Below are 13,064 nucleotides of genomic sequence, written 5' to 3' on the forward strand. Positions count from 1 at the left end.
AGATAAGGAGGCTCAGACAATATCGCATCGTATTTTCCTGCCAATTTTTTTGCTCAACAATTCCTGCGCTTCAATTGCGATATTCCAGCCGTGGCGTTTCAGGATCAGCGCGCCTTCTGCATACGACATGATCGATTGCGTCAGGTCTTGCGGCGAGGTGCCGTTGACGTGGCAAACGATGGGCGCGTCGAGCGTGCCGTCCGGCTTGAAATAGCGTACCGTTTCTTCGAACTCCGTGTACGAGTATTCGTCGGGCATGCCGACGCAATGTCCGAATTCATGCGCATACGTGGTCAGTTCCGTTGCCAGCGACACGTTCATCACGTCGCCGGTCACGTTTTCGCGGTCATAGCGCTTGTGGATCTGCAGCGTGTAGTGCTGATTCTCGTCGACCCAGAGGACGCGGAAAACCACGGGCAGCACTTTTTGTCCGCATTGCGGATCATTGATTTCAAGCCGGAACTTGTTGTTCCAGTTGCCTTCGATGCCGGCCGTCGCGTTTTTCTGCGCCAGCGCCACCACGTAGGCGCGCTGCTTGACGCGCAGCGCCGCCGATTCCGTGCCCTTGTCGCTCTCTTCCAGCGCCTGTCCTGCGGCGTCCAGTACCGTGATGGCCTTGAAACGCACTTCCACCACCACCGGACCGTCCGATTTTGCCGGCACGTACAGCTTGAACCAGATCTTGTCCCTGTATTTGTGCGGCGTACCGTCGTGCTGGTAAGGCTGCGCATAGCGGCCATACGAGGGACCGGCGATTTCCTTTTCATAGTCCGCGATCCAGCAGGCCGGCAGCTTGACCAGCACTTCCTTGCGGCGCTTGTTGTCCACCGGCGTGGTGCTGGAGTCGCCTGCCGGCTTGTATTTCGGTTCCGGCGGGGTTCTGGCTGCCGGCTGCCCTGGCGAACCTGGTACCGGCGCCGGAGCCGGCGCTGTAGAGGGGGCAGGGTCGGGTGCCGGTGCGGATGCCGAACCCTGGCCGCCCATCGTTTTCAGCAGCTCGATCACCAGCGCCTCGGCGGCGGCCGCTGCAATCACATGCGTCAAGCCCTTTTCGTCGGTCATGCCGCTCTCATAGCTGCCATCTTCGCGCTTGATGCGGTAGGGCTGGCGCGGCATCGGTTCGCCCGTGTCGCGGTCGCGCAGCACAAAGCCTTCGTCAAACAGCTTGATGCGCGTGTCCGGCAGCGCCGGCAGCACGCCGGCCGCGCTGGCGGCGCCGTTGAGCACGTGCTGGCCGCCCTTGACCGTGAAGTTGCCGGGACAGGTAAACGTGATATTGCCGCCTTCAAGCGTGATCGACGATTGCCCGGCCTGCAGCGTGATCTTTTGATTGGCCTTGATGTCGATGCAGTCGTTGACCGAGAGTATTGTAATGGCCTTGTCGGCCAGGATTTCCAGTTGTCCCGTATGCGCCTGCAGCGATACGGGGCCGTTGGCGGCAATCGCCTGGATGCCGCCGGTGTGGCTAAACAAGCCATGTGCACTGGCCGACACGGACGAATAAGTGTGGCCGGCCGTCATGTGCAAGTCCGACTGCGTCGTCCACTGCAGCTGCTGGGCGGCAAACAGTACGGTCGAGCCTGGCGTGGCCCAGTTGATGCTGGCAGGCGCTTCCATCACGACCAGCGGCTGGCCGAATTTTTCCACCGGCTGGTCGGCAGCCAGCTTGCGCTCGCCCGCGCTGGCCTTCAGTGCCTCCTGTCCGCCCACGCTGGCCTGGTATTTGCCATCTTGCTGGGGATCGATCTGCTTGATCAGGTCCAGCTGGGCCTGTTTCGCATCCTGGCTGAACAGGGCGGTTTGTTGTTGCGCGGCCTCGGCCAAAGACTTGTTCAGTTCGGCCGCGCCTTTTAGCTGGGCCAAGGCTTCCGTGGTGTCGAGCTGGGTAGAGGCAATGCCCGCGCCAGTCTGTGCGCGGGCTGTGGTCGAGATGAGCACGCCTTCGCCGCCGCGCAGTACGGTCCAGGCGTCGGTGCGCAGTTCGAAGCCGCTGCCGCGGTAACTGCCGCGCTGCGCCGTGTTGGGTCCTTGCTGTACCAGGTAACCGAGGTTCAGCTGCGTGGCCGCGCTGCTCGTCGCCAGGCGGGTGCGCAACTGGCCCGGCGTGTCGTCGATGACCCACTGGTTATAGCCGCCGCCATCGAAATTGTGGCTGTGGATGCCGGAAATCACGCCGGCGTGATTGACGTCCGAATCGACGCCGGCCGCATAGGGCGGCGTGTCGCTGCCGGTATAGAGCTGGGCCACTACCAGCGGACGGTCCATGTCGCCTTCGATGAAGTCGACCAGCACTTCGGTGCCGATGCGCGGCGTAAATTGCGAACCCCAGTTCGGGCCGGCCAAGGCTTCGGCAACGCGCACCCAGGTGCCTGACGCTTCGTTGCCGGGCGCGTTGCCCTGCTGATCCGTGTTGTGCGCCATGCCGCCGGGATTGGCGGCGGCGCCACGTTGCCAGGCAAACTGGATGCGTATCTGATGGTCGCGTCCGGTGGTCGCCACGCTGTCGGGCAGGCCGACCACCAGCGCCGTTTGCGGCCCCAGCGCGCTGCTGGCCTGGCGCGCGGCCGTGGCGAGCGGCACGATGGCCACGCTGGTACGCGCGCAAGCGAAGGTATTGCGGTAGGTGCCCGCCTCAAGCTGGCCAGCGAGCAGGCTGGCGACGTCGCCCAGGCTGGCCACTGTCGATAATTTCGACAAGAGCGTCGTCAGCGCGCCGCCGGCTGGCCCCAGGTTGTTGCGTGCCTCGTGCTCGACCCAGAGCACGGTGAACTGGTTGGCGCCACCGGCATACTGTTCGTGCTGCAGCAGCTCAAAGGTGTGGCCGGCCGCCATGCGCCGCACCGCGCCAGCGCCCGTGAACTGCTTGTTCTCCAGTTCCAGTGCCTGCAGCATGCGCAAGCCGTGCGGATCGGCCGCAGCACTGTCGGCATGGCGCCGTTCGCCGGACCCGTCGTACAGGGGCAGGGGCGGCAGCTCGCCCGCCTGCAGGCTCGAACTGTGTTCGGCGGCCGGTGCCGACAGTTGCTGCGGGTCCCAGCTGCTGATGCCGACCGCATTGGCCCGCACCTGGCGCCGCGCGCTGAAGCTGTCAATGGCGTCATCGGTATCGCTGGCGCGCACGCCGTGAAAGCGCAAGCCAGCCACGCCCGGCGTCGGCGGCGCGGCTGCCTTGCTGTCGAAAATCACCAGCTTGTGCTTGGCCTGCTGTGCGTTCTGTTGTTCGCCTTGTTGCGCCGCGCCATCGTCCTGCTCGTGCTCGAAGCGCCAGCTCAGGCCTTCTAAGGCGAGCACGCGGGTCAGGAAGTCCAGGTCGCTTTCGCGGTATTGGGTCCAGACGGGGCGGGGTGCCAGTTCCTGGCTGATATCGAATTCGAAGCGCACCTGAGGGTAGTCGGCGAGCAGCTCCGTGATGAGGTCGCGCGCATTCTTGTCCTGGAAGATATAGCTGTCGCGGCGCAAGCCCAGCAAGGCCAGGGCAGGCTCGAGGCGCAGCCGGTAGCGCGCCACGCCGCCGTCGGCGCCGGCAAAGCCGCAGTCGGTGCACAGTCCGTGCCAGGCGCGCCAGCTGCCGTCGGGCTGCAGCAGCTTGAGCGTGATTTCCTCACCGAGAAAGCTGGCAAGGTCCAGGCCCGCCGCCGTGCTCAAGGCATCGACCTCGAAGCGGAACAGCTCGTTGACCGCTTCGCGGCCCCTCATGCGCTCGGCCATCAGCGATTCGGGCAGGTTCGATGCCTGCGCCGTGGCCAGCGTGATCAGCCGCGCATGCTGCGACAGGCCGGTGCCGAACACGCCCTGAGGAGCTTCTGTCGTTGCCGGGCCGCTCATTACGGCAACGTGATGGTCAGGTTGGCCGTGCGCGGCGCCAGCTTGACGATATCGCTGTAGGCGTTCATCTGCTGTTCGGTGTTTTTGGCCAGCATGGTGCGCAAGCCCAGGTAGCCCAGTGCACAGATCAGCGCGAATACCGAGCACAGCACCCACAGCGGCACGTCGTTGCGCAACTTGTGCGCGATCTGGTCGGGGCGTTCCGCATGTGGCGCAAAGCCCGCCTTCTTGCCCTTCATCTGGGCGATCTCGTCACCCAGGCGGGCCGTCAGGTAGGCCAGTTTTTCCGAGCCTTCGAGGATGTAGCGTCCCTGGAAACCCAGCAGCAGGCACATGTGGAACACTTCCAGCGCCTGCAGGTGCGCGCTGCCGCGCGCGCGCAGCGCTTCAAGCCGGATGAAGAAGTTCTCGCCGGCCAGCTGGTCGCCGAACAGCACCAGTTGCAGCGGGCGGCGCGCCCACTCGTCGCGGATGGCATAGGGCGAGCGCAGGATGATTTCGTCGACAGCCGCGCAAAATGCATACTTGGCCGCATCGATATCATCAGCCGAGGCGGCATGTTTTTTCGCCGCGTGCCCGAACTCGTCGAGAAACTGCGTCATCTTTCTGATGAAGTCGGCATTGTCTTGCGGGCCGCTGCCGTTTTTCAGCATGAACAGCGCGTAGAAACCGTCGTACATCAGGTCCGTCAGCGTGTGTTCGGTACCCGGGCCGGCCGGTACGCTCGATGCGTAAGCGGCGGAGCTGCCGGACATCAGGGAGGGGGCGTTTGCATTCATCGTTTATCTTCAGGAAGTGATGGCGACAAGTTCAAGTTTCAGATCCCGCATGCCGGACGGAACGTAGATGGAAATCGACTGGGCCTGCAGCATGCGGTCGTACATCTGGCCCTTCGCCTCGATGGTGAAGTAGTACGTATCGGGCCGCACCGGCACGGCGGCCGGCACCTGCGGCGTGTGCTGCAGGCGCACGCCGGGCAGGGCCGACAGCACGAATTTTTCCACATCGTCGGGTGCGCCGATCTTGAAGCGCAGCGGCACCACGTCCACCAGTTCCACGCCCGGCAAATCGGCCGAGACGCCCAGGTAAAACGCCGTCTTGTCGTCGATCTTGCCCGAATCGAGCTTGCCGTGATGGTAAGACGGCTTGACCTCGGTCAATGCAATGGCGAAATATTTTGAAGAGATCACCGTATCGAGCAGTTCGCGGATGATCGCGTGCAGGCGTGCGAACGACGGCCCGGGATCGGCGTGCTGGTAGGCCGGCAGGTCGGCCAGGGCATGGGTTTTCGAGAACGTCATCAGCGCGCCGGCCAGCGCCAGAAGCGCTTCGTACAGGCGTTCCGGGTGCAGCGCCGGATGATGGAAATAATGACTGAGCGAGGCGAACGCCGAACTGGCCGTGTGCAGCAGCCAGAACGAGGACATGTCGCCGGAGCGAAATTCGATCACATTTTTGCTCGGTTCGCGGTGGTGGCCGTACAGGGCGTTGACCTTTGCCTGCAGCGCATCGATCAGGCGGCGCAGTTGCAGGAACAGCAGCGGGGCGCTGCGGATCGACAGGCTAGGCGGTACGAACGACGGGTCCGGCTCGAAGCCGCCGGTCGACAGGCGACGCAGGCGCAGCAATGGAAAATTCACATACGAATCGCGCGGTTCCGATTCGGCCACCAGGCGCAGCGATTTTTGCAGGTAGGCCAGTTCGGCCTGCGCCGCATGGGTGTACAGGTCGGGCGTTTCCAGGTTGGCCTGGCCGTAGCGCGCCGCACCGTTGGGCTGGTCGGGCGCGGCAAAGTTGCCGCCGAAATGCTTGAAGGCGGGCAGGGCGGCATAGAACGTGACGGTTTGCTGCGATTGCAGCAGCTTGCTCAGGTCCAGGGCTTCGGGCAACTCATCGGCGCCGGGAGCGTTGTAGATTTCGCCGTCCTGGAACACCAGCGACAGTTCCAGCAGCCGCAGCGTGTTATTGCTCAGCGCATCGCGGTCGATCTGCACGTGGTTGACACCCCAGGCGTAGGGATGCAGCGCCTTGATGCTTTCGTGCAGGCGATGTTCATGGTACTGGTCTTGCTGCTGGAAGTGCTGGGGGCGCAGAAACAGACCTTCACCCCATAACAATTTGCTTGTAATGCTCATCGATTGCCCTTTTTTCCGAAGAAGTAAAAGCGCGGAGAACGCTGCCGCTCCCGGGTTCTTTTGAAGCGCGATCGGCGCCTTGCCGGAGCGTCCGATCATTCAATCTTTGCAATAGGAAATTATGTGCTTTTTTCGCAACTGCAACAACATTAACATTATCTTGAAGAAAGGTGCGTACGGTACGTTTCCCGCATGGTGCCTGCCTTTGCGGGCGGTTGAAATGTGAGTTTTCGCGTATTTTCTATTGAACGGAGTCAATATTAAATCCGTGTTAGTCTCGGCAAAAATACGAATTTGGCAACTATAAATTGCAAGTTTTTTAATGACCGCGTCATCTTTTTTTTGAGGGAAATCAGACCATGTCTCGCCAATTCACATTGCATTTGTTTGCCGCTGTTGCCTGCGCATTGACGCTCAGCGCCTGCAGCACCGCACCTGCGGTCAAGTCGGCGCCGCCGCCGCCCTCGCTTGACGAACTGATGGCCAAGGCGACCCAGGCCGCCAGTTCGGGCAACAACGAAGCGGCCATGGGTTTGTGGAAACAAGCCGCCGTCGAATTTCCAGCCGATAAGCATCCATGGGTTCGCATGGCGCAGACCCGCTATGAGGCGGGCCAGTACGGCGACGCCATCATCAATGCCCAGGAAGTGCTGGTGCGCGACCCGGCTGACAAGCTGGCCAACAGCGTCATTGCGATCAGCGGACTGCGCCTGTCGACGCGTGCATTGGCCGACTTGAGCCGCCAGAACAATCTGTCCGGCCCGCTGCGCACCGAATCGCAGGACCTGGCCAAGCTGTTGCGCGAAAGCCTGGGCGAAACCGTGCTGGTACCGGCCCCGGCCGCAGCGCAGGTACGCGACAAGCCGCCGGTGCGTTCGCAGCGCAAGGGACAGAGCAAGACTGCTGACAGCAGTGCCAATCCCTTCGATGGTTTGAAGTGAAGCTGAAGCAGTAAGGCGATCTACCAGGGGCATCGCGGATGCCGCCCATTACTCGTGAAGGGATGTGTCATGTCAAAAAAAGAAAGTGTTCAAAAACGCCTGCAAAAGGTCCGGCCGCCACGCGTGCAGATGACGTATGACGTGGAAATCGGCGATGCGATTGAAAACAAGGAGCTGCCCTTCGTGATGGGCGTCGTGGGCGACTTCGGCGGCAATTCCGAAGTCGAGCAAAAACGGCTGAAGGACCGCAAGTTCATCGGCATCGACCGCGACAATTTCGACGAAGTGCTCAAGGGTGTCGAGCCGCGCGCCGCGTTTGGCGTAGCCAACGAGCTCAGCGATGAGGGCGGCCAGCTGCGCGTCGACCTGCGCTTCAAGTCGCTCAACGACTTCCGTCCCGAGGCGGTGGTGGAACAGGTGGCACCGTTGCGCCGCCTGCTCGAGGCGCGTACCAAGCTGGCCGACCTGCGCAACAAGCTGGCCGGCAACGACAAACTGGAAGATATCCTGAACGACGTGCTCAACAGCACGGAGAAGCTGGCCCAGCTGGAACAACAATCCACCGCCAAGAAAGACTGATCCCATGTCCGCTCAACTGACCCCCGCGTCCGGCGCCGCCGCGACCACCGATATCGGCTTGCTCGACCAGATCGTCGAACAAAGCAAGGTCGCCAAATCCAGCGTCGAGCATGCACGCGCCAAGGACCTGATTTCAGAACTGGTCAGCCAGGTGATGGAGGGCACCGTGGTGGTGTCGAACAACCTGGCGGCCACCATCGATGCGCGCGTTGCCGAGCTGGACAGACTGATTTCACGCCAGCTCAGCGTCATCATGCATGCGCCCGAATTCCAGAAGCTGGAAAGCAGCTGGACGGGCCTGCATCACCTGGTCGACAACACGCCCACCGGCACCAACCTGAAGATCAAGCTGCTCAACGCCACCAAGCGCGAGCTGGTGCGCGATTTCCAGAGTGCGCTGGAATTCGACCAGTCGACCATGTTCAAGAAAGTGTATGAGGAAGAGTTCGGCACTTTCGGCGGCGCTCCGTTCGGCGCGCTGCTGGGCGACTTCGAGTTTACGCGCCAGCCCGAGGACATGTATTTCCTCGAACAGATGTCGCATGTGGCCGCTGCGGCCCACGCACCCTTCATTTCGGCCGCATCGCCCGAACTGTTCGGTCTTGAAAGCTATGCCGACCTCGGCAAACCACGCGACCTGGCCAAGGTGTTCGACACGGTCGAATACGCGAAGTGGAAGTCGTTCCGCGAATCGGAAGATGCGCGCTACGTCGGCCTCACGCTGCCGCGCTACCTGGGGCGGCTGCCGTTCAACCCGGCCGATGGCGCCACCGTCGACGGTTTCAATTTCGTCGAGGACGTCGATGGCACCAACCACCAGAAATACCTGTGGTGCAATGCCGCCTATGCCTTCGGCGCCAAGCTGACGGCGGCTTTCGACGACTACGGCTGGTGCGCGGCGATCCGCGGCGTGGAAGGCGGCGGCCTGGTCGAAGACTTGCCGACGCATACCTTCAAGACCGACGAAGGCGAAGTGGCGCTGAAATGCCCGACCGAGATCGCGATTACCGACCGGCGCGAAAAAGAGTTGAGCGACCTGGGTTTCATTTCGCTGGTGCATTGCAAAAACACCGATTACGCGGCGTTCTTCGGCGCCCAGTCGGCGCAGAAGGCCAAGAAATACAACACCGATTCCGCCAATGCGAATGCGGTGCTGTCGTCGCAGCTGCAATACATCTTTGCCGTCTCGCGCATCGCCCATTACATGAAGGCGATGATGCGCGACAAGATCGGCAGCTTTGCCGCCGCGTCCAACGTCGAAGATTTCCTCAACCGCTGGCTGATGCAATATGTGCTGCTCGACGATAACGCCAGCCAGGAGCAGAAGGCCCAGTTCCCACTGCGCGAAGCGTCGGTGCAGGTGTCGGAAGTGCCGGGCCGTCCCGGCGTCTACCGCGCCATTTCCTTCCTGCGTCCCCATTTCCAGCTCGATGAGCTGTCCGTTTCACTCCGTTTGGTCGCGGAGCTGCCGCAATCGACCAAATCCTGATTTTTTCATCAACAACCGAAAGGAATGACATGGCAATCGACGTTTACTTGCAAATTGATGGTATCAAAGGCGAATCCACCGACACCTCCCATAAAGATTGGATCGAATGCAAGTCGGTTCAGTGGGAAGTGTTGCAGCCGAAGTCCGCCACCGCCTCGACCGGCGGCGGCCATACCGCCGAACGTACCGAGCACAAGGATATCGTGGTCGCCAAGCTGGCCGACCTCGCCACGCCTCTGCTGCTGCAAAATTGCTCATCCGGTAAAACGATCCCGAAAGCCAAGTTCGAATTCCTGCGCGCCGACGGCCAGGGCGAGCGCATCAAGTATTTCGAGATCGAGCTGGAAAACGTGCTGATCAGCAGCGTGGCGCCGTCCGTCGCCGCTGGCGACATCCTCGGCGAGAACGTGTCGATCAAGTATTCCAAGGTCAAGTGGAAATACACGCAGCAAAAAGTCGGTGGTGGCTCGGGCGGCAATACCTCTGGCGGTTGGGATCTGTCGGCCAACAAGACGATTTGATCGACAACGGCCCTTGCCGGATGACGCCGTTCCGGCTAGCCGCCGACGGTGACTCCGGCTTGTGCCTGCGTGACTGATGCTTCTGAATCAAAGGGCCGCCGCAGGCCGCCCTTTTGTTCCTTCCCACCGCCAACGACAGGATACCGATGAAGGGTTTTACGCCGGGGTTGTTCGACCGCCTGATGGACACGCCCGTCCAGGGCGCTTCCAGTAGCACCGTCTCGCGCCTGTCGCTGGAGGATTTGAAAGATACCGTGGCACGCGACCTGGAGGCGCTGCTCAACACGCGCACCGTGATACCGGAGGCGCTGCTGAAAAAATTTCCCGAATGCGGCCGTTCGATCGTCACCTACGGCCTCAATGATTTCGCCGGCCTGAGCTTGTCGAGTTCCGACGACCGCGCGTATATCTGCCAGTGCCTGGAAAAAGCCATCGCGCGCCATGAACCGCGCCTGCGCAGCGTGCGCGCTTCGCTGGAAATCCAGGAAGGCTCGATCAACCGCCTCAATTTCGCCATCACCGCGCTACTGGTGGTGCACTCGGCCCAGGAACCTGTCAACTTCGACGCCATCCTGCAGCCGTCCAGCCTGCATTACACGATCAGCAAGGCGCGCCGTACGGCGCAAGGAGCCTGAACTTGGAAGAATTATTGCCGTACTACGAACGTGAACTGGGTTTCCTGCGCCGCTATTCGCGCGAGTTTTCCGAGCGCTACCCGAAGATCGCGGGACGGCTGCTGATCGGCGGCGAAGTCTGCGAAGACCCGCATATCGAGCGCATGATCCAGTCCTTCGCGCTGCTCAATTCGCGCATCTCGAAACGCCTCGATGACGACTACCCGGAATTCACCGAGGCGCTGTTCGAGGTACTGTATCCGCATTACCTGCGGCCATTTCCTTCGTGTTCGATCGCACGCCTCGACTACAGCGGCGCGGCGGCGCAGCTGACGGCCGCCACCGAGATCGCGCGCGGCACCGAGCTGGCGACACGCCCCGTCAAGGGCGTCGCATGCACCTTCCGCACCGCGTATCCGGTCACCGTGGCGCCGCTGGCGCTGACGCATGCGGCGTTTGCCGCCATCATCGACGCGCCCGAGCAGGTGCAACTGCCGCCAAACGCCACTTCCAGCGTCAGCATCGTCCTCGAAGCGACCGCCGATCAGATCAGCCTGGCGCAACTGGGCGTCAAAAAGCTGCGCGTGTTCATCGACGGCGAACCGTCGTTTTGCGCGGCGCTGCGCGACGCGCTGTTCATGCGCACGGTCAAGGCCTATGTGGAAGCGGACGACGGCGGCCGCTGGAACGCGCTGGCGCAGGTTCCCGTCAGCACCGCCGGCTATGCCGAGGACGATGCGCTGATCCCGTTTTCGGCCCGTTCGCATCCGGCCTACCGGCTACTGACCGAATATTTCTGCTTTCCCGAAAAATTCAATTTTTTCGACATCGACCTGGCCGCGCTGTGCGCGCCGCTGCCGTCCGGCTGCAGGCGCATCACCTTGCACCTGGCCCTGGCCGGCCTGCGCACCGATTCGAATACGGCGCGCATGCTGGGCACCATGACGACCAATAACCTGCTGCTGGGCTGCACGCCGGTGGTCAACCTGTTCCGCCAGCGCGGCGAGCCGATCCGGCTGACGCACACGGCCGCCAGCTATCCGGTGCTGGCCGATGCGCGCCGCGCCTATGCCTTCGAGGTGCAGGCCATCGAATCGGTCAAGCTGGTGCGCCAGACGCCGCAAGGGGAGTCGATCACCGAATTTCGCCCGTTCTATTCGCTGCGCCACGGCCAGATGCCGGCCAAGGACGGGCATTACTGGGTGATGCGGCGCGATGACACCGTCAGCGAAAAAAGCCCCGGCTACGAGACCGAGATTTCCATCGTCGACATCGATTTCGACCCGGCCGCGATCGAAACCGATACCCTGAGCCTCGAGTTGAGCTGCACCAACCGCGACTTGCCGGCGCAACTCACCTATGGCCTGCGCGGCGGCGACCTGTTCCTGGAAGGCGGATCGAGCGTGCGCAGCATCCACTTCCTGCGCAAACCGACGGAGTCGCACCGCTTCGAGCGGGGCCGCGGCGCACACTGGCGCCTGATCTCGCACCTGTCGCTGAACCATCTGTCGCTGTCGGGCAGCGGCCTGGAAGCGTTCCAGGAAATGCTGACCCTGTATGACTTGCCCCGCTCGGCGGCCTCGCAACGGCAGATCAGCGGCATTGCCGCGATCGACCACAAGGCGGCCAACGCCTGGCTGCCCGGCAATCCCTTCGCCTGCCTGGTGCGTGGCCTCGAAGTGCGGCTGACGCTCGACGAGGAAGCTTTCGTGGGCAGCGGCATCCATGCGTTTGCCCATATCGTCGAGTGTTTTCTCGGCCTGTACGTGCATGCCAACAGTTTCACGCAACTGGTGGTGCTGTCGAAAAAATCGGGAGAGGAGTTGTTGCGATGCAAACCACGCAGCGGCGATTTGAGCCTAGTGTAATCGAGCGCCTGTTCGCCGAGCCTTACCGCTTCCAGTACTTCCAGGCGGTGCGCATGCTCGAAATCTGGCTGGTTCGCAACGGCATGGCGCGCGAGGGCGCGGTGGCCAACTACCTGCGCTTTCAAAATTCGGTGTCGCTCAATTTCGCGCCCAGCCAGCTTGAAGCCGTGCAGGCCGAACCGCGCGAGCTGGGCGCCCTGGCGGCCGACATGCGTGCGCTGGGCGAAGCCGTGCGGGGCGGCGGACTGAAATACGTGCGCATCACGCCGGCCTTCATGGGCTTTCTCGGCGTGGCCGGCGCGCTGCCCGCCCATTACACGGAACGCATCGCCGCGCACCAGCTGTACGAAAAGGACGAAGGACCGCGTGCTTTTCTCGACACTTTTTCCAGCCGCGCGCTGGCGCTGTTCTACGAAGCGTGGCGCAAGTACCGCCTGGAACTCAAATACCAGCTCGATGGCAGGGACAAGTTCCTGCCGCTGCTGCTGTCGCTGGCGGGGCTGGGCCATGCGTCGCTGTGCCAGCGCCTTTACGACGATGGCGATGGCGTCCTCGACGAGTCGGTGGGATTTTTTGTCGCGGCCATGCGGCACCGGCCGCCATCGGCGGTGGCGATCGGCCAGGTATTGTCCGCGTATTTCGGCCAGAGCATCAAGGTGACCCAGTTTGTCGGCTGCTGGTACGACGTGCCGCGCGACCAGCAAAGCAGCCTCGGTGGCATGAACGCGATGCTGGGTTCGACGGCGCTGGTCGGCGCGCGCGTTTGGCAGCGCGATTTGCGCATGCGCCTGGTGGTCGGGCCGCTGGCGCGCGCCCATTTCGACGCCTTTTTGCCGGGCGGGGCGGCCGCGCGTGCGCTGGAAAAAATGCTCACCATGTTTACCGGCCTGTGCCTCGAATACGAAGTGCAGCTGGTGCTGCGCGCCGAGGATGTGCATGGCGTCACCCTGGAGCAGCCGCGCAGCGGCGGGCGGCTGGGCTGGGACAGTTTCCTGATCACCGCCGGCGCCGCGCAGGACCGTGGCGACGTGCGCTACGAACTGCATACGCTGGCATGAACCATCTTTCTTTTTTATCCGTTTCCACACAAGG

General features: G+C 62.5%; 10 protein-coding genes. 7 read left to right on the top strand and 3 right to left on the bottom strand.

The annotated features are described in order from the left end of the window. Positions 1-12: 12 nt before the first annotated feature. From SKZ59_RS23280 to tssK, 3 genes are read right to left on the bottom strand one after another with little or no spacing between them, the layout of a single operon-like run. The gene (locus SKZ59_RS23280; RefSeq protein ID WP_319993064.1) at positions 13-3,825 is read right to left on the bottom strand and encodes a type VI secretion system Vgr family protein; all 3,813 of its coding nucleotides are present in this window, start codon (positions 3,823-3,825) and stop codon (positions 13-15) included. Next, a complete protein-coding gene (gene icmH / locus SKZ59_RS23285) occupies positions 3,825-4,604 on the bottom strand; it encodes a type IVB secretion system protein IcmH/DotU (protein ID WP_072453897.1) in 780 nt (259 codons plus the stop codon). Before icmH ends, SKZ59_RS23280 begins: the two co-directional genes overlap by 1 nt. Positions 4,605-4,613: 9 nt before the next feature. Then, positions 4,614-5,960 carry a type VI secretion system baseplate subunit TssK gene (gene tssK, locus SKZ59_RS23290; protein ID WP_034752199.1) on the bottom strand — a complete coding sequence of 449 codons (1,347 nt, stop codon included), beginning with the start codon at positions 5,958-5,960 and terminating at the stop codon, positions 4,614-4,616. Positions 5,961-6,319: 359 nt separating this feature from the next. On the opposite strand from tssK, the gene SKZ59_RS23295 reads away from it, so the two are divergent. The 7 genes from SKZ59_RS23295 (at position 6,320) to tssG (ending at position 13,030) form a co-directional block, all read left to right on the top strand. After that, positions 6,320-6,901, top strand: coding sequence for a hypothetical protein (locus tag SKZ59_RS23295; protein ID WP_319993065.1), 582 nt, complete (start codon positions 6,320-6,322; stop codon positions 6,899-6,901). A gap of 69 nt (positions 6,902-6,970) precedes the next feature. Then, positions 6,971-7,480, top strand: a complete 510-nt coding sequence (gene tssB / locus SKZ59_RS23300) for a type VI secretion system contractile sheath small subunit (protein WP_034752195.1) — start codon at positions 6,971-6,973, stop codon at positions 7,478-7,480. Between the two features lie 4 nt (positions 7,481-7,484). Continuing rightward, complete coding sequence (gene tssC / locus SKZ59_RS23305; RefSeq protein ID WP_034752193.1) at positions 7,485-8,969, top strand: type VI secretion system contractile sheath large subunit; 1,485 nt, start codon at positions 7,485-7,487, stop codon at positions 8,967-8,969. A 29-nt stretch (positions 8,970-8,998) separates the two neighbouring features. Then, entirely contained in the window at positions 8,999-9,490 is a 492-nt protein-coding gene (locus tag SKZ59_RS23310) for an Hcp family type VI secretion system effector (protein WP_034752191.1), read from the top strand. Positions 9,491-9,636: 146 nt separating this feature from the next. Beyond that, on the top strand, positions 9,637-10,125 hold the full coding sequence (gene tssE / locus SKZ59_RS23315; protein ID WP_034752188.1) for a type VI secretion system baseplate subunit TssE: 489 nt from the start codon (positions 9,637-9,639) through the stop codon (positions 10,123-10,125). Positions 10,126-10,127: 2 nt separating this feature from the next. Continuing rightward, positions 10,128-11,972, top strand: coding sequence for a type VI secretion system baseplate subunit TssF (gene tssF / locus SKZ59_RS23320; RefSeq protein ID WP_319993066.1), 1,845 nt, complete (start codon positions 10,128-10,130; stop codon positions 11,970-11,972). After that, positions 11,936-13,030 carry a type VI secretion system baseplate subunit TssG gene (tssG, locus tag SKZ59_RS23325; protein ID WP_072453894.1) on the top strand — a complete coding sequence of 365 codons (1,095 nt, stop codon included), beginning with the start codon at positions 11,936-11,938 and terminating at the stop codon, positions 13,028-13,030. The genes tssF and tssG overlap by 37 nt, the downstream gene beginning before the upstream one ends. Positions 13,031-13,064 lie beyond the last annotated feature (34 nt).

Source organism: Janthinobacterium sp. GMG2, assembly GCF_033949445.1.
Classification (GTDB): domain Bacteria; phylum Pseudomonadota; class Gammaproteobacteria; order Burkholderiales; family Burkholderiaceae_D; genus Janthinobacterium; species Janthinobacterium aestuarii.